The sequence below is a fragment of the Wolbachia endosymbiont of Drosophila innubila genome (assembly GCF_021378375.1).
Taxonomy (GTDB): domain Bacteria; phylum Pseudomonadota; class Alphaproteobacteria; order Rickettsiales; family Anaplasmataceae; genus Wolbachia; species Wolbachia pipientis.
Genome location: NZ_CP076228.1, coordinates 855201 through 872205 on the forward strand (window position 1 = coordinate 855201; position 17005 = coordinate 872205).

General features: G+C 35.6%; 15 protein-coding genes and 3 pseudogenes. 11 read left to right on the forward strand and 7 right to left on the reverse strand.

The annotated features are described in order from the left end of the window. The first annotated feature begins 36 nt into the window (after window positions 1-36). The 4 genes from iscU to hscA are packed head-to-tail and all read left to right on the forward strand — an operon-like array spanning window position 37 to window position 3023. Window positions 37-420, forward strand: coding sequence for a Fe-S cluster assembly scaffold IscU (gene iscU / locus J4T77_RS04625; protein ID WP_007548853.1), 384 nt, complete (start codon window positions 37-39; stop codon window positions 418-420). A gap of 12 nt (window positions 421-432) precedes the next feature. Then, entirely contained in the window at window positions 433-846 is a 414-nt protein-coding gene (locus J4T77_RS04630; RefSeq protein WP_038199190.1) for a HesB/IscA family protein, read from the forward strand. Further along, window positions 839-1297 (forward strand): iron-sulfur cluster co-chaperone HscB C-terminal domain-containing protein, encoded by a 459-nt coding sequence (locus J4T77_RS04635; protein ID WP_010962909.1) that lies wholly within the window; start codon window positions 839-841, stop codon window positions 1295-1297. The genes J4T77_RS04630 and J4T77_RS04635 overlap by 8 nt, the downstream gene beginning before the upstream one ends. Beyond that, window positions 1275-3023: a Fe-S protein assembly chaperone HscA gene (hscA, locus tag J4T77_RS04640; RefSeq protein ID WP_190321405.1), complete on the forward strand. Its 1749-nt coding sequence runs from the start codon at window positions 1275-1277 to the stop codon at window positions 3021-3023. Before J4T77_RS04635 ends, hscA begins: the two co-directional genes overlap by 23 nt. 7 nt (window positions 3024-3030) lie before the next feature. Here hscA and lepB read toward each other — a convergent pair whose 3' ends face one another. The 3 genes from lepB to J4T77_RS04655 form a co-directional block, all read right to left on the reverse strand. Continuing rightward, window positions 3031-3777: a signal peptidase I gene (lepB, locus tag J4T77_RS04645; RefSeq protein WP_010962911.1), complete on the reverse strand. Its 747-nt coding sequence runs from the start codon at window positions 3775-3777 to the stop codon at window positions 3031-3033. A gap of 948 nt (window positions 3778-4725) precedes the next feature. Continuing rightward, a complete protein-coding gene (locus J4T77_RS04650) occupies window positions 4726-5613 on the reverse strand; it encodes an aspartate carbamoyltransferase catalytic subunit (RefSeq protein ID WP_006280416.1) in 888 nt (295 codons plus the stop codon). Between the two features lie 203 nt (window positions 5614-5816). After that, window positions 5817-6842, reverse strand: a complete 1026-nt coding sequence (locus J4T77_RS04655; RefSeq protein WP_010082338.1) for a Fe(3+) ABC transporter substrate-binding protein — start codon at window positions 6840-6842, stop codon at window positions 5817-5819. Window positions 6843-7339: 497 nt separating this feature from the next. Between J4T77_RS04655 and J4T77_RS04660 the strand changes: the two are divergent. Beyond that, a pseudogene (locus J4T77_RS04660) lies at window positions 7340-7880 on the forward strand (DUF6444 domain-containing protein); the annotation flags it as partial. Window positions 7881-7904: 24 nt separating this feature from the next. Here J4T77_RS04660 and J4T77_RS04665 read toward each other — a convergent pair. Then, window positions 7905-8735: pseudogene (locus J4T77_RS04665) on the reverse strand (IS5 family transposase). A gap of 393 nt (window positions 8736-9128) precedes the next feature. Between J4T77_RS04665 and J4T77_RS04670 the strand changes: the two are divergent. From J4T77_RS04670 to J4T77_RS04690, 6 genes and pseudogenes are all read left to right on the forward strand, one after another. Further along, on the forward strand, window positions 9129-10568 hold the full coding sequence (locus J4T77_RS04670; protein ID WP_190321404.1) for a hypothetical protein: 1440 nt from the start codon (window positions 9129-9131) through the stop codon (window positions 10566-10568). After that, window positions 10561-10818, forward strand: coding sequence for a hypothetical protein (locus J4T77_RS04675; RefSeq protein ID WP_190321403.1), 258 nt, complete (start codon window positions 10561-10563; stop codon window positions 10816-10818). Before J4T77_RS04670 ends, J4T77_RS04675 begins: the two co-directional genes overlap by 8 nt. Window positions 10819-11201: 383 nt before the next feature. Further along, window positions 11202-11327, forward strand: a complete 126-nt coding sequence (locus J4T77_RS07040) for a hypothetical protein (RefSeq protein ID WP_255717880.1) — start codon at window positions 11202-11204, stop codon at window positions 11325-11327. Beyond that, window positions 11290-12168, forward strand: a complete 879-nt coding sequence (ltrA, locus tag J4T77_RS04680) for a group II intron reverse transcriptase/maturase (protein WP_233640985.1) — start codon at window positions 11290-11292, stop codon at window positions 12166-12168. Before J4T77_RS07040 ends, ltrA begins: the two co-directional genes overlap by 38 nt. A gap of 100 nt (window positions 12169-12268) precedes the next feature. Beyond that, on the forward strand, window positions 12269-12604 hold the full coding sequence (locus J4T77_RS04685) for a hypothetical protein (protein WP_233640986.1): 336 nt from the start codon (window positions 12269-12271) through the stop codon (window positions 12602-12604). A 109-nt stretch (window positions 12605-12713) separates the two neighbouring features. Further along, a pseudogene (locus J4T77_RS04690) lies at window positions 12714-13604 on the forward strand (hypothetical protein); the annotation flags it as partial. Here the strand turns inward: J4T77_RS04690 and plsY are convergent. Genes plsY through J4T77_RS04705 form a run of 3 tightly spaced genes read right to left on the reverse strand, consistent with a single transcriptional unit; the run spans window position 13595 to window position 16997 of the window. Then, window positions 13595-14173 (reverse strand): glycerol-3-phosphate 1-O-acyltransferase PlsY, encoded by a 579-nt coding sequence (gene plsY / locus J4T77_RS04695; RefSeq protein ID WP_190321430.1) that lies wholly within the window; start codon window positions 14171-14173, stop codon window positions 13595-13597. The pseudogene J4T77_RS04690 and the gene plsY overlap by 10 nt on opposite strands. Before the next feature lie 12 nt (window positions 14174-14185). Continuing rightward, window positions 14186-15652 carry an alanine/glycine:cation symporter family protein gene (locus J4T77_RS04700; protein ID WP_190321431.1) on the reverse strand — a complete coding sequence of 489 codons (1467 nt, stop codon included), beginning with the start codon at window positions 15650-15652 and terminating at the stop codon, window positions 14186-14188. A gap of 1 nt (window position 15653) precedes the next feature. Continuing rightward, entirely contained in the window at window positions 15654-16997 is a 1344-nt protein-coding gene (locus J4T77_RS04705; protein ID WP_233640987.1) for an alanine/glycine:cation symporter family protein, read from the reverse strand. Window positions 16998-17005: the final 8 nt, after the last annotated feature.

Below are 17005 nucleotides of genomic sequence, written 5' to 3' on the forward strand. Positions count from 1 at the left end.
TGTTATAATGTAGAATAGCGGTTCACAGGTAATTTTATGAGTTATAATGAGAAAATTTTAGATCATTACGAAAATCCAAGGAATGTTGGCTCTCTGGATAAAAATGATCCAAATGTTGGTACTGGCCTAGTTGGTGCACCATCGTGCGGTGATGTAATGAAATTGCAGATAAAGGTCAATGACAAAGGTGTTATTGAAGATGCAAAATTTAAAACTTTTGGTTGTGGTTCTGCCATTGCTTCAAGTTCCTTGTTAACAGAGATGATAAAAGGAAGAACCATCAGTGACGTTACACAGATAAAGAATACTCAAATAGTGGAAGAGTTGTCTTTACCTCCAGTGAAGATACACTGTTCGGTACTTGCTGAAGATGCTATAAAGGCTGCTATTCATGACTATCAAAGTAAACAAAAGAATTAAGAAGCTACGAACATGGGTGAATATCAAGAAGTAGGCGGAGGTGAAACTGTAAAAAAGAATAAAAAACTTATCACTATAACTGCGGAAGCAGTAGAAAGGATAAGGTATTTATTGGACCAAAAGAAGCATACTAACCTTGAGAAACCGGAAGAAGCAATAGGAATAAGAGTGCTAATTAAGCAAAAAGGATGTTCTGGTTTAAAATATGATATTGAATATGCATATGATACTCGTCCTTTAGAGTCGGTAATTGAAGAAAACTGTAGTGATGGCCAAAAAGTTAAAGTGTTGATCGACCCAAAATCCGTCATGTTTATTCTTGGCTCTGAAATGGATTATGTAGAAGAAAAATTTTCATCGGGTTTTGTTTTCAAAAATCCTAATGAGAAAGGAAAATGTGGTTGTGGAGAGAGTTTTCATGTCTAGCAACTATTTTGCATTGTTTGAAATTGAACCAGCTTTCAATATCAGCTTTGATGAGTTAGAGAAAAAATATATTGAGCTAAGCAGGACTGATATAAATGAAAGACAGTCCCAAAACATGGAAAATATTAACAGAGCTTATCAGATACTAAAGTCACCGCTAAAACGTGCTGAGCATTTGCTGGATTTTTTTAATGTGAAAAGCCAAAAGGACCACTTAAATTCTGAAATATTAAGTGAATCAATGGAAATAAGAGAGTACTTACTAGACTGCGACGATCTACAATTTGCAAGTAGGATGATCGATGAAAAAATAAAAGGTTGCATTAAAAATCTAATTAACACTTTTGCTGTAAAGAATTTTGATAGAGCTGCTACACAAGTCTTAAGATTGAAATATTTATACAAGTCATTTGAGGAGATGAAGAAAAATGCAACCAATTCAAATTTCTGAACCAAATTCAAATGAAGTAGTTTTTGGTATAGATCTTGGCACTACCAACTCTTTAATTGCTATGGTAAATAAAGCTGGCAACGTGGAGATATTTAAAGATGAACAGGGAAGAGAGCTATTACCTTCTATCATTTCATGTGAAAATAATACATTGAAAACTGGCTATGATGTTGGCTCAAATGCAATCCACTCAATAAAACGTTTAATGGGTAAAAGTGTTAAAGATTTGAACAAGATGGGTGTTTATTTTGAAATAGATAACGAAAGTGAAAAAGTTATTAGAGTAAAATATTCGGAGGAAAAGTATCTTACTCCTGTTGAGATTTCTGCTGAGATATTAAAAGCTTTATGTGAGAGGGTAAAAAAGTCTAAGGGGCTGGAAGTAAAAAAAGCAGTAATTACTGTGCCAGCTTACTTTGACGATTCAGCACGTAACGCAACTAAATATGCAGCAAAATTAGCTGGCATAGAAGTTCTTCGCCTCGTTAACGAGCCAACCGCTGCAGCGCTTTCTTACTCCATTGAAAAGAACAATAACAGTGGAATATATGCAGTTTATGACCTTGGTGGTGGAACATTTGATATTTCGATATTGAAATTGCATCAAGGAGTGTTTCAAGTTCTTGCAGTTGGTGGTGATACCAAACTCGGCGGTGATGATTTTGATCATTTGCTGAGTTCAATTGTGATTGATAAGTATAGAGAAAAGACGGCTAAGCAACTAAATTCCTTACTTATCGAATCACACTCTGTGAAAGAGTACCTAAGCAATCACACTATAGGTATCTTCGAATTTAATGTTAACGGCAAGCCATTTGAGTGCGAAATTACCAGAGAAGAATTCGAGCAGGCAATCAGTTCTTTGGTCAATAAGACTATCAATATAGTCACTCGTACTATAAGTGATATAGATCTTAAAATTGATGATATAAAAGGAGTAATTTTAGTTGGTGGTGCAACTAGAACACCATTGGTTCAAAATTCACTAGTCAAACTCTTTGGAAATAAAGTACTAAATGACGTGGATCCAGATAAAGCAGTTGCCATTGGGGCAGCTCTGCAGGCTCATGATTTAACTTCGAGCTCAAAAGATAGGAATATTCTCCTGGATGTTTTACCTCTATCACTTGGCATAGAAACTATGGGAGGCATAGTTGAAAAAATCATACCAAGAAATACGCCACTGCCAGTTTCAGAAACAAAAGAGTTTACAACTTATATTGATGGGCAAACAGCAATGAAAATTCATGTTTGTCAGGGAGAGCGTGAAATGATAGAGGATAACAAATCTCTAGCGCAGTTTGAACTAAAAGGTATACCGCCACTGCCTGCAGGTTCTGCAAGAGTTGAAATAGAATTTACAGTTAACGTTGACGGAATCTTGACTGTTACTGCAAGAGAAAAAACTACTGGAATTGAGCAGACAGTTAAAGTAAATTCAAGTTTTGGCTTGAGTGAAGCTGATGTTCAAAATATGGTTAACCAGTCAATAAACAGTTTTGACGAAGATATGAAGGCTCGTTCCCTTGCAGGTGCTAAAATTAATGGAAATAAACTCATACACTTGGTTGAAAACAATAATAACCTTTCCACTGATCAAAAGTTGAAAAACCTATTACAAAATGCAAAAAACGCTTTACAAGGCAATGACTTGAATGAAATTAACAACACTATCGCCGAGTTAGAAAATTCTTCTTTAGAGTTGTGTGAATTAACAAATAGGTAGAAAAAGCTTACACAACCTTGTGCAATACCCTATTTAATCTCAAAGCAACAGGTAACCTGAAATTAAATGGTAACCAATCGACCTTTCCTAATTTAAATGATAAACCAACTATGCTTACACGCCCAATGATATTTTCCATTGGTACAAAACCAACTTCAGGAAACCTACTATCTAAAGAATTATTTCTATTGTCTCCCATAACGAAAAATTGATCGTTAGGTACATAATAAACCGGAGTGTTATATGATAGCTTATTAGAAATGTCATCTACCAAAATCTCATGTTCCTTGCCACTTAAAAGCGTTTCTATATATCTTGGTATGTTACGATTTGACTCATAATCAAAAAAACTTTCAATTTGCCTTCGCTCTACTTTCTGATCATTTAGGTATAATTCTCCCTCTATCATTTGCACTTTGTCACCTGGTGTTCCTATTACTCGCTTAACAAACCTGATGCTGTCATTTCTTGTGGGTTTGAAAACTACTATGTCGCCACGCTTTGGAGGGGTATAAAAAATCCTGCCGCTAAAAATGTTTGGAGAAAATGGAAAGGAGTGTTTACTGTAACCGTATGAATATTTACTAGTAAAAATGTAATCCCCTTCAAGTAGGGTGCTTTTCATTGAACCAGAAGGTATATGAAATGGCTCGAATAAAAAACTACGTATTGATAGCGCAATCAACAGTAAAAAAAACAATGAAGATAAAAATCTTCCCGTTCTTATCACCCAGTTTTTGCTTAGTTCTTCCAACTTTTCCAACTTTGTTTTGCTTATAGATTAAGCTTATTATAATACATAAATTAAAAAATGGTAATATGAAATTTTACTTGTGAATGTTATTCCTCTATTCAAAACAATTTTGAAAAGGCGGTTCATTTCTTTCAACGGTGTCATCCAAGTAGCGTGACACATAACTGTACGAACATTGCAATTTGCAGGTGGCAGATGAAAGTAGCTGATGCACATCTGTACGAACATTTGCTTTTGTTAAGGTAATATGGTGTTATGAAAGTAGCTGACACTGGAATGGCTTTGTTGCATCGCTACTTATGAAAGGCTAACTATAGTTAGGATTATAAGCAACCTATTGAAAATCTTGTTTTTTGCAATCAATCTGATCAAATTTAAGAATAGTAATTTGTTATTTATATTAATAAATTTAATTCTATTGAAAATAGCTAAAGCATTGAAATTCTTGAATTTTAGCCGGATTGGTAAATGGTAGTGAAATTTCTTTTACTCAAATTTAGGTATTCATTGACCGTTCTTGTTATAAATACCAGAATAATAAGCTACTGATATTCCCTATCTTTTTTATCTTTAATCCATCATAGCTAGCGATGCAACAAAGCCCACTGGAATCTAGGTTGTAACCGTTCACGGATTGTGAGAATGAATAAAGAACTAAGCAGTCGTAACTTTTGGAAGGGATTTTGGCCATTGAGACGTGATGTCAAAAATATCGACAACATTCTTTCCACAAATCTTTCTCCATGTTCCGACCAGGTGAAAAAGCTGTTTTTACGATAGCCGTCTAATTTGCCGTTCTGCAAGGTTGTTGATTGACTTCAGGCTTTCGTAAAAACTTCCACACCATATCCTCGGCCTTAACATCTTAATGGCCATTCTCAAACCATTTACAAGCCTTGTCATTTCATGCCCCCCCTTTTTGCATTAGTTGTGTAGCATCTTTTAATATTAGCAAGGCCTATAATAGTGCAACACTGCCTTACGTATTGCCAATCCAAATTCTACTTGCTGTAAAATAACACAATCTGCTACATCGCTGCTAATCTCAATCCCTCTGTTTATTGGCCCTGGGTGCATAACAATCGCATCTGGTTTTGCGTATGATAGCTTTTGTGAATCAAGTCCATACAAATAAAAATATTCTTTCTCTGAAGAACTATTATTCATGCGCTCTTTCTGCAATCTCAAAAGCATAATTACGTCAGCATCCTTTATACCTTCAATTAATGAATAATGGACTGAATCTACTTCAGGAAAATGCTTACAAATCAAAGTTGGTGGTGCGACCAAGTTTATCTCTGCTCCAAACATTTTTAGCAATCTTATATTTGATCTTGCAACTCTACTGTGCAGAATATCTCCACATATCACAACTTTGAGGTCCTTTATTTGCTTTTTGTGATTGCTGATTACAAGATAGTCTGCAAGAGCTTGAGTTGGATGTTCACTACTTCCATCGCCTGCATTGATTAGCGAGCAGTTAACATACTTTGCCAGTGTATTAATGATACCACTACTTTTATGCCTGATTATTATGTAATCAGGATTCATTGCATTTAATGTTTTGATCATGTCTTTTAGATCTTCTCCCTTGTTAATAGAAGAAGATCTTATTGGCAAAGTTACAACATTTGCTCCAAGGCTTTTTGCTGCTATTTCAAAAGACGCAAGTGTACGCGTTGAATCTTCAAAGAATAAATTTATTACTGTCTTATTTTCCAAGATATGACTATTTGCAACTTCTTTTTTAAGGTACTGGTTGGCCAACTTAGTTATATTTTCTACATCATCGACTGTAAGGTCTGAGATGTTTAACAAATTCCTTCTCTTGTTCATAGTTTCCTTTTCAACTACTTGAACCTATTCTACTTTCTTATTACCTTTTTTCAATAGACTTCTTGTGCAGCAATTGTTTTGGTGAAAGAACGGAAAAAGATAGTAAAGTCAAAATTAAGTTAGAAGGAAGAAAAAGTTCAGCGAGTCAAGAGTAAGGTATATTAGCATAAATCTTTCATCCCAATGTTTAGTGGCGCTGGGGATTACTTCCACTTACACTCATCCGCTATCATAACAGCCTCAAAAAGATGCTTCTCAAGTTCACTTAGAGGCAAATCACTTTGTGAATAATTTCCCCAAGATTTTAGTATATCGGAAGTTTCAACGCCTTCAATAATAGGATATTCTTGGTTTTTTTTAGCGTATAACTCTTGAGCCTGCTTGCTTACTAAAAATTCCAATAAGACTATAGCATTTTCCCTGTTTTTTGCGTTTTTTGTTACTGCTGCACCACTGATGTTTACCATTACACCGTGATCGTTGCGATTAGGAAAAAAAGCCCCTAGCTTGTCTGCAACATTCTTTTTATTTTCTGATGAAAGAATTCTCGCAAAGTAGTAGCTGTTTACTATTGCAACATCTCCCTCACCCGCTGCTACGGCGTAAATTTGATCAGTATCACCACCACTTGGTTTTCTTGCCATATTGCTCACAATTCCGCTTACCCATTCTTTCGTCTTTTCAAAACCATTATTTGCAATCATAAAAGCAATTAACGATCTGTTATATGGACTTGTAGAAGAACGCACTAATATTTTTCCTTTCCATTTTTCATTTGCTAAATCTTCATAAGTACTTAAGTCCTTAGGGTCTACTGACTCTTTATTGTAAACCAATATCCTAGCTCTTTTTGTAAGACCAAACCAATAATCTTCACTGTCTCTAAATCTTGCAGGTATAACACTTTTTAAAACCTCTGAATCTACTTGAGATAAAAGTCCTCTTTTTTTTGCTAGAATTAAGTTGATTGCATCAGCAGTCAAAAATAAGTCAGCTTCACCACCGTTTTCCATTCGTGAAAGTAGCTGAGAATAATCATCAATGATGTAACGTACTTTAATACCTGTATTTTTCGTGAATTCATCAAACAAAGTACGTACTAATTCTTCTTTGCGCGATGAATAAACATTTACCACTTGTGAGTCATTAGTTCCGTCGTTTCTGTATAAATAAGTAATAACTATCAATATAATTGCTATTAAGGATGTGAATATAAAGGCTTTTTTCATATTGGATAAAAAATAACTTCTTTCAGTTAAAGTTACCAAGATGGTACAACTTTAGCAAGTGTAAAGTTCGTTAGATAAATCATAAAAACTTCCTTGACAAGCTTCGCCAGCCCCCTTATTATAACACTGAAGCTATTTATTTATCTTCGCAATCTCTGCAGTGGATTAATGACAAAAAACTTAATGTATTTGGCGTAAATCATGCTTAATTTTTTGCACTATGTGCACCTTATTTCTTTATAAAATTTCTAGGTTTTTACCTAATATAAGCTGAAATGCGCTATTTAAAACATTAAAAAACGCCAACTTAAAAAATGGATAGTGAATAACTAGCTACCCTAGGGTTTCTTTTGCCTTTTTTTCTGTTTAGTAAATTGTATCCGTTCAGCGGAGTGGTAGAATAAGGTAGACAAAGCAAGATAATAAAGATAATCATAGAGCAAAAGTGAGGTAATGTGGTAAACCTTTGAGAACTTTGCAAAAATTTACAGCAAAAAATAGAAAAACTGAAAGCAGAGATAGAAAACTTAAAAGCAGAAAATAAAGCTTTAAAGATAGAGAACGCTGAATTAAAGGAAAGGCTCGGTTTAAATTCAAAAAACTCATCCCTGCCCAGCTCAAAAGAGCTATACAAAATAAAAAAGGACAAGCCAAAAAGCGAAAGGAATGTTGGCGATCAGGTTGGGCATAAAGGAAATTTTCATGCCACAATGGAAGCGGATAAAGTAGTAAAAATAGAGTTGCCTAATATTTGCGAATGCGGAGGAGAGCTTGTAATATGCGAAAAACCTTATGTTCACCAAAAAGTTGATCTTCCGGAAATTAGGCCTTATGTAGTAATTGGAACATGGTCGTTGTTGGAGATGCAGAAAAAGAAAAAGTAGCAAGTTACCAGAAGGTGTTACGCCAGATACATTTGGTCCAAGGGTTAAGTCTATAATTGCAGCACTCAGCGAATTTTACAAAAACTCAAAGCGTGAAGTGGCTAGTATCATAAATGACATTTTTAATTTGAACATAAGTGTTGGCAGCATATCAGAGGTTGTCCGGAAACTAGTAAATTCAAGCATATTCCCTCTTTAACATAACCCTACTCATAGCTAGGTATATGAAATTCTCAGTGGATGTTGTGAGTAAATCATACTCCTTCGATAGCCTTCTATTCCTATTAACCCAAGCAAAAGTCCTTTCTACAACCCATCTTCTTGGCTGTACTTTAAACCCTTGTTCTCTTGTTGGTAGTAGCTCAGGTGGCGTATCTTTGTGCACCCAAAATCTACATGGAGGCCTTTTAACAATTTCAATATCTATGTCATATTCTTCCTTTATGTGATTCTTTAAATTTCTTCCTTGGTATCCCATGTCAGCCCACATTTTTTAACTTTAGTATATTTTGTTCTCATATTGTTTAATGCTATTTTAATACCATCTCTATCATTTTCGTTAGCAGCGCCTACGTAACAACCTAGTATAAAACCCTGAGTGTCTGTAATTATATGCCTTTTTCTACCCTTTTTACTTTTTACTTCCATCATAGCTTTGATCCCCCTTTTCTGTAGTCTTTACAGATTGACTATCTACTATACAGGCACTCGGCTGCTCATTCTTTCCTATTTTTCTTCTACTATATTTTGTAATTTCATAATTCATTTTCTCAAAAATTCCCTGCTTCTTCCATTGCCTGAACTGCTCATACACAGTCTTCCATAGCGGAAAATCATTTGGTAAATACCGCCATTGACACCCTGTACGCAATACATAGAAAATTGCTTCTAATATTTCTTTTTTGCTATACTTTGGCAGCCTTCCTCCTTTCTTGTATGATACTCTGAAGTGTTTTTCTATTCTTGCCCATTCCCTTTCGCTTAGATCTGTTGGATACTTTTTTCTCATCTTTACCCCGTACTAAAATTTCAGATATTATAGCCTTTTACTTGTTTCCGGACAACCTCTAAGTGGTGAAGACTATCAGGATCTACAAGATTTTTGTGATACGCTCACTGTAAGTAAAGTTCGTTATATTAATGAGCAGATAGCAAAAGGAAAGAACAAAACTTCTTTTGTTAAAAAACTAGCTGATATTGCAAAAGACGATCAATTAGCTCAGGAACTGCGCAATAAGCCACTGTCTAAATTTAAAGAAGAAGTTGGTGGATTGAAACAGGGACTGCATCGAAGTAATAAGGCAACTGCGATACCGACCAATTATCAATACAGCGATGTTCCGAGTGACTTCGAAGCAGAATTTAAACAAGTACAAGATTATTTCAGAACTAGGGGATATTGATGACTATTAAGACAAGTGCAACATATTACAGAACAACATTATTGTCGCAAAGGCTGATTGAAACTGTTTTGTTTTCAAGTCCACTCTTAGCTTATACTGGCCCTGGTGCTAATGATATTCCAAATCGCTATTCTGGACAGGATCATTTTTTAGTCCAGCCTCCTTTTATTCCTACAGCAGGAGGGTTAATCGATGATTTGGAATTTCTTACACATCATGATGACTTAAAAATTCACAAAGTTAAGCAAAAAACTATGAGAATTGACTATAAGAGAGTTTCTGGCTTGGCTGAAATTTTTGTCGATGACGTCAAATTTTTATTTAACCGCGATCAGTTCCCTAGCAATGTACCAACCAGTTTAACATCATTCATGGAGCGCGGTGAGCGCGTTTATCAGGAATTATTAATGCAGGTGATTAGGTCAATAAATGATTATCAATTTAAGACGATAGCATCACGTGGGTTTATCTGCGCTGGCTCTACTGAAGATAGTATGTATGACTGCATAGAAGGAGAGGTACGTACACTTATCGATTATATGATTCGTGTTAATGGTGGTGTACTTAGAACTTCAAGACTTGTAGGTTCAATGCCAAACTCTGCAATTGGAGTTTTGCGTACGAAATCAGGATTAAATTACACGCAAGCGCCGAAAAGCGATATGTTTCTTAGCGACACTAAAAACATGCTATCACCACTGACATTTGATTGTGCTGATATTTATATCGATACGTCAACTTATTTTCATAAGGCAGGTCCGGCATCTAAAGACAAGTTAACAATAAAAGAAATTGTTAAAGAGATGGATGAATATTGTTCTATGACTGTGACTTTTGGTTTTTCTGGGTCAGTAGACATAGAGGTAGATAATCGTTTCAATCCTGTCTTTAAAAAAGGAGATATCATTCAACTAGAGGGCAAAGAGTGGCTAGCACGAGATAGGGATGAAATACCATCAGGAGTGCCAATAGCATTCACTGTAATGAAGGATAGCACGAATGCTACTGTACAGGTGTCACCAGGTATCACCTATGGTGTTGATGTTCCGGAGAAAGAGTATTTAATAGGCGCTAAAGGAAAAGTTGTCGGAAATCACTGTAAAGCATTCTTCTGGTGGCAACCGGCTTCAATATTTAAGATTGGACCAGTGCCTGCACCTTCAACTAACAAATATCTTTACAAGGAAATATCTGCTCCAAATGCTGCTTTTGGACCGACAAAAAATAATGCAATGTCGTTTTTGGTAGACAGCCAATATGTACTCATGAATACCCCATATGAATATGGTGAACTAATGGCTTACATGTATTCAGATTTCTTTCCGTTTTTTGTTGGAACTTTGATATTACCACCGAAATCACCAAAACCAGAAACTTATATTAAGACGATCAAAAATCTTTCTACTGCTGATAAGAAAGACGATAAAAAAGATGAGTGAGATAAAGACTTATGATGATAATTTCTCCAATTTACTTGTGGAAATACAAGGAATGCTTGGGATTAACTCGCGCCGTGATGCTTCTGAGCATCATGGTACGCTCGATTTGGTAAAGAGGCTTTTTTGGGAAGCTTTTGATCAGTTGCATGAAAATTACTATTGGCTGGGCTCTGATGTTATCCGGGAGTTTGAATTAGAGCCCGGTCAAACAGTTGGTGGTGGCTATTTGTGTGCGCCAAGAAGTGCGTAAGGAACAGTTGGTGAAAATCCAACACGGGTAAAGCTTAGCCGGCAACCTGGAACAAACCATTATGCTGCGTAAGGTAACGAGCGTAGTAAAGCTAATGGAATGGACAACATAGGGTGCAACGAAAGTGAAGGTATTGAGTCCCGTAATTCACGCGTCATGGGGGCTGACACTTTACATTTGGTGGAAGGCAACATGGGTAATAACGCTAAGGCAAGATATTACTCACCTCATCGGGATCGAAGGCCGCGTCATGTGTTGAGATGGACCTTACGTGAACTTGGGAGATCCTTTGTATTCCTGTAAGGGTACTCTGGAACAAGTCAATAAAGGCGAGGACTGGAGGAAGATGCAAAGGAAGTCGGACTAATTGATAGTACTCGAGTGTGGGAAAGCCACATACAAGGGAAGCGGTTAGCAATATAGTGACTGGTATAGGGATTGCTATACCAATACAACAGAGATTAGAGGAGTATGCAAGGAAAACTAAACCAGATAGCAGTAAGGGCTAAGCAAGATAAGCGAGTAAAATTTACATCATTAGTTCATTTGATTAATGAAGAGAATCTTGCAGAGTGTTATAAGGAACTAAAACGCAACAAGGCTTGTAGTATAGATCGTGTGACAGTGGAAGCTTATGGAGAAAATCTAGAAGAGAAACTTAAAACACTAGTGGATAGTATGAAGAGAAAACAATATCAACCGCTACCAGTGAAAAGGGTATACATACCCAAAGCCGGGAGCAAAGAGAAGCGCGGTCTCGGAATACCATCAACGGAAGATAAGTTGGTACAGGTAATGCTAAAGAAGATATTAGAAAATATTTATGAAGCAAACTTTATGGACAGCTCGTATGGATTTCGACCAGGAAGAAATTGTCATCAGGCGATAAACGCTCTAGATAAAGCAGTTATGCACAAACCAATTAACTATATTGTAGAAGTGGATATCAAGAAGTTCTTTGATAATGTTCAACATAAATGGCTAATGAATTGTCTAAGGGAACGAATAGCTGACCCAAATTTATTGTGGTTAATAAAACGATTTCTAAAGGCAGGAATAGTCGAAGTTGGATGTTATAAAGCAACCGATCAAGGCACACCACAAGGTGGTATAGTAAGCCCTGTATTAGCTAATATATACTTACACTATGTGCTGGACTTATGGTTTGAAAAGAAATTTAAGCCAAAAGCCAGAGGATATTTACAGCTAATAAGGTTTTGCGACGATTTTGTAGTTGGCTGCGAGAGGGAAGAAGACGCAAAAGAATTTCTAGAATTACTGAAACAAAGACTAAGTAAATTTGGGTTGGAAATAGCTGAAAATAAAACAAAAAATAGTAAAGTTTGGTAAGAAAGAATGGTATCAAGCAGAAAGAGAGAAACGTAGGACGGCTAGCTTCAACTTTCTAGGATTTACACATTATTGTGGAAAAAGTCGTAATGGTAAACTTATGATGAAGCAGAAAACTTCAAAAATAAGCCTAGCCAGAAAGATTAAAGAAATCAAAGAATGGTTGAAGATGGTACGAAGTCGTATCTGTTTCAAAGATTGGTGGCAGAAACTTAAAGCCAAACTAACAGGACACTATAGCTACTTCGGAGTTAGCGGAAATTATCGGTGTTTGATTCAATTCTATCGACCGGTAACAAAGTTAGCATTTAAGTGGATAAACCGACGTAGTCAAAAGAAAAGTATGGATTGGGAACAATTTATACACTATTTAAAAGTAAATCCATTACCAAAACCAAAGGTATATGTTTCTTTATACACAGGAGCACTAGTGTGAACGCTGTATTGTGGAGCCGTGTGCGGGAAATCCGCAAGCACGGTTCTTTTGGGGAGACTATGGTTATGAGACCAAATCGCTGGTTTCAAGGTCATGAGTCTCTACCAGACTAGACAGGTTAAAAAACAAGAAAAACAATAAAGAAATTCTTAAGGCTTGGTATGACGTTCAAAATGGTTATGAAGACGATGAAAGTCAAAAAATAGTTGATGATTTTATTTCAGAAGTAAGTATTCCTTTAATGAGAAAATTATTGAGTATTACTTCTCAATATAGTGAACAAATTGTGCTGACGTTAATGAAAAATATTAGCTCTATAAAGTTAAATAAATTACAATGTTGTGAGCTGGTTCAGCACATGAGAAATAAACTGCAGGAGCATGATTTAGATGACCAAGAAAGTTTACTCGAAAACATCGGAAAAAAAGTATTCTTAGAGCTATTAAATCGAGATCTACTCGAGACAGATTTTTCTCTCAAGGATTCATCTTTGGATGGAGCTAAGAGAATAGCTAATAAGATAATAGAAGAAGAAGTAGCAGAATTTAAATTAAAGGCTGAGAAGACTATTGAAGGTCAGATAATTAGCATGTTAGATGGGTTAAGAATGCTCCCAAGAGAAAAAAGATGTTATAGGGTATATGTAGAACTCAGTAAAAATAACGAAAATGATAAGGAAAAAATAAAGAAAATTTTGCAAGAAAGGTTAAAAGTAACAAAAGCAGCAATGGATGAAATGTTAAAAAAAGGAGCTTCACATAAGCTAGAGTTAGAAATTGAAAGTGTATATGAAGGAAATAAAGATCACGTTACTCAACTTTATGAAAAAATAAGAGAAACAAAAAAGGAATTCATTGAAGATGGTCTTTTAACACCTCAAGAAGTAGAGAATATAACAAAAGCAAAAATCATAGACTTAAACAAAGAGGACAAAATCATACCGTCAAGCAATTTGTCTCGTAGTTTAAGTGTCAATAATTTGGCAGTACATTATCTATAAAATTTATACTCTTTACCTTGCAGAAGATTCACAATATTTCTGTGGTGTTTTAGGAAGACCAGTGCTCCTATAATTAGTAATGTTAAGAACAAATTCCTCTGAAAAAAAAAGGACCATGCTACAGCCGTTGAAGTAGCACTGAGTGAAGCAAGGGAAGAGTATCTAAAGGCAAGAAAGACTATTATCCAAATTATTACGAATACTAAAGTAATATCGATGTTAAATGCTATCAGTATCCCTAGAGTGGTTGCAACGCCCTTTCCTCCACTGAATTTTAGCCAAATAGGAAACATGTGTCCTAAAACTGCTAAAATTGCAGATACATATATATAAAAATCGTTATTATCACAAAATTGTTGTGCTATATAAACGGCAATAAATCCCTTAAAGGAATCCAGAAATAATGCCAAAGCAGCAAGAAATTTATTTCCCCTCCTTGCAACGTTTGTAGCACCAATGTTTCCTGAACCTACTTCTCTTAAGTTTATCCCTTTTATTCTTGTAATGATTAAGCTAAACGGTATTGAACCGAGTATGTAGGACAGTATAAGGACTACATACTTTTCCATTATACCAAGAACCTAATTAATTTTATTATTCCTCAGCCTTTTTAGGTAGCACTGAACTTCATCGTTAATCTGATTACTAAACAGTATAAGCGCTGTCATATTGATGAGAGCTAAACAAGAGAATAAAGTTCCACCGATATTGGCAATAGCCATTATATCTTTAGAAAGACCAGAGAAAAACGCCACAATTATTACCGCTATGCGGTATATCACTATACTTTTTGCACCGAATAAATATAGCCACCCCATTTCACAACAATATACAAACGAAATTACTGAAGAAAATGCAAACAAAGGAGCAGCTACTGTTAGAAGGATAGGAAACCATGGAGAAACTGTCTCAAATGCTTTGTGAGTAATTAATATTCCCTCACCAACACCTGTTTGGTATGCACCTGTTATTACTATTGTTATTCCTGTTAAACAGCAAATTAACATTGTGTCAAAGCATGGTTCTATCATAGCGACTAGACCAGTTCTTACTGGTTCTTCATCTTTAGTTGTTGCATGAGTAATTGAAGCAGAACCAACACCTGCTTCGCTGGCAAAGATTGCCCTTTGAATTCCAGCAACAAATGCTCCTACCATCCCTCCGCCAACAGCATTGAAATCTATCATAGTGGAAAATAATATTTTCAACGTATAACCAAGGTTATGAATATTAAATGCAATAATAATAATACAACTCAAGATATATATAAGTGACATAATAGGCACTAGTGCAGAAGATACTCTAGCTATCCTTTTAATTCCGCCAATAATCACTAGAGCAAGCAGCGCAGAAATTATGGAAGAAAGAAACCAAGAGTGACCATCTACCCAACTTGAATAGCCAGATAATATTGAAACCATTTGGTTGGTTTGAAACGCTACACTTCCACCAAGACCTGATAATACAAAGAATACTGCATACATGGCAGCCAGCACAATACCAAGTTTTTTAAATCCAAATTCCTCCAGACCATTCCTTATATACTGAAAGGGACCACTAAACAATTGGTCCTGATCTTCTGTTCTATGTCTAAACGCCAACGTTACCTCAGCAAATTTTGTTGACATACCAAAAAAACCTGTAATCATCATCCAAGGCACCGCTCCTGGTCCACCCATTGAAACTGCAATTGCGACTCCAGCAACAGTTCCAAGGCCTACTGTGCTTGAAAGTGCAGTCATAAATGCCTGAAAATGCGTAATATGACCATCATGGTGATTCGTGTCATATTTTCCACATAAAATAGCAAACGCATGCTTAAACATTCTTATGTTGAGAAATCCAAAACGTAATGTTAGAAACACATAACCAAAAACTAGTAGAAGGATTATAAATGGCACGTAAAGGATCTTGAAAAACAGTACTTCATTCATGAAGTTATTTATTCCATTCAACACAGCGTCATAACTTTCGTAAAAACCTGAAACAGCGTACACATCATTAAACAATAGGCAAAATAACACCATACAAAGCAATCTATAAATCATGTTAATACCCTTTAGAATTGTAATAAGAATCTATTGTATTCAAAACTTCCCTTCTTAGTAGATATATTGCAACAGCATTTGGAATCATAAGGCACATAAACAAACTGTCACCTAGATAAGATATAAATTCTATATTCTTTGACATACAGCTGATATACACTGAAACCACTATAAGAATTTGGAACGGTATCAGTATTTTTTTACTACCAAATAAATACAGCAAAGCAACTTCACAGTAGTAACAATAAGCTATTATTGTGGAAAATGCAAAGGAAAACATCATTAGCGGAAAAACTAACTTGCTGAACAAGGGCAAAGCTGTTGAAAATATCGAACTAATTAGTGTAATATCACCCACGTTATCAGTGCTATGCATACCAGTGATAATTATCACAATACCAGTCAAAAATGAGATTAATATTGTGTCTATAAGTGGTGCAATCATTGCAACGCACCCAACTTTAATTGGATCTTCTTCTTTTACAGCTGAATGTGCTATAGCTGCTGTTCCGGTACCTGCTTCGTTAGCAAACACTGATCTTCTCACTCCGGCTATTAATCCGCTCAATACTCCGCTTCCTATAGCTGATTTATTGAAGATATCTTGGAATATTATGGATAGAGCATTCAGCAAATTACTTCCGTTTACATAAATTAAATATATACACATACCCACATATAGCACTATCATAATTGGTGCTAAGCTCGTTGAAACGAAAGCAATGCGCTTTATCCCTCCCAATATTACAATAAAGACAAGCAGGGATATAATAATGGATGCGTTGTATTCTAGGAGGTTATTTGATAGTACTGCTATTTGATTTGCTTGAAATGGTATACCGCCCAAAATCATTGCAATAAGTAGCATAATCGCATAAGTGAAGGCAAGAAATCTACCAGTTTTTGCAAATCCAATTTTTGCAAGCCCGTACTTCATGTAATAAAAAGCCCCGCCAGTTGTATTTTCAGAGCGATAAGTAAATGCAAGCACCACCTCGGCAAACTTTATCGACATACCAAGTATTCCGGTAATTACCATCCAAAAAACTGCACTTGGGCCCCCTATTGTGATAGCTATTGCAACTCCTGATATTGTTCCAAGACCAACTGTTCCTGAAATTACTGTTGCAAACGCTTGAATATGAGTGATTATGCCATTGTTGCTGTTATTACACTTTAGATTGAATAGCGTCTGTATTCCATATTTAAGTAACCTAAAGTTAATGAATTTGAACTGGGCAGTACAAAAGATTCCAGTTGCAATTACCCAAATAATTATAAATGGAATGTTGAATATCTTTATATACAGAAATGAATTTAATAGTTCACTTATCTTCAAAATCATGCAGTTTT

What these genes read in the sequence shown, in the direction of transcription:
- iscU (WP_007548853.1), top strand. Translation starts at nt 37, where the DNA reads ATGAGTTATAATGAGAAAATTTTAGATCATTACGAAAATCCAAGGAAT.
- J4T77_RS04630 (WP_038199190.1), top strand. Translation starts at nt 433, where the DNA reads ATGGGTGAATATCAAGAAGTAGGCGGAGGTGAAACTGTAAAAAAGAAT.
- J4T77_RS04635 (WP_010962909.1), top strand. Translation starts at nt 839, where the DNA reads ATGTCTAGCAACTATTTTGCATTGTTTGAAATTGAACCAGCTTTCAAT.
- hscA (WP_190321405.1), top strand. Translation starts at nt 1,275, where the DNA reads ATGCAACCAATTCAAATTTCTGAACCAAATTCAAATGAAGTAGTTTTT.
- J4T77_RS04650 (WP_006280416.1), bottom strand. Translation starts at nt 5,613, where the DNA reads ATGAACAAGAGAAGGAATTTGTTAAACATCTCAGACCTTACAGTCGAT.
- J4T77_RS04655 (WP_010082338.1), bottom strand. Translation starts at nt 6,842, where the DNA reads ATGAAAAAAGCCTTTATATTCACATCCTTAATAGCAATTATATTGATA.
- J4T77_RS04670 (WP_190321404.1), top strand. Translation starts at nt 9,129, where the DNA reads ATGACTATTAAGACAAGTGCAACATATTACAGAACAACATTATTGTCG.
- J4T77_RS04675 (WP_190321403.1), top strand. Translation starts at nt 10,561, where the DNA reads ATGAGTGAGATAAAGACTTATGATGATAATTTCTCCAATTTACTTGTG.
- ltrA (WP_233640985.1), top strand. Translation starts at nt 11,290, where the DNA reads ATGCAAGGAAAACTAAACCAGATAGCAGTAAGGGCTAAGCAAGATAAG.
- J4T77_RS04685 (WP_233640986.1), top strand. Translation starts at nt 12,269, where the DNA reads ATGATGAAGCAGAAAACTTCAAAAATAAGCCTAGCCAGAAAGATTAAA.
- plsY (WP_190321430.1), bottom strand. Translation starts at nt 14,173, where the DNA reads ATGGAAAAGTATGTAGTCCTTATACTGTCCTACATACTCGGTTCAATA.
- J4T77_RS04700 (WP_190321431.1), bottom strand. Translation starts at nt 15,652, where the DNA reads ATGATTTATAGATTGCTTTGTATGGTGTTATTTTGCCTATTGTTTAAT.
- J4T77_RS04705 (WP_233640987.1), bottom strand. Translation starts at nt 16,997, where the DNA reads ATGATTTTGAAGATAAGTGAACTATTAAATTCATTTCTGTATATAAAG.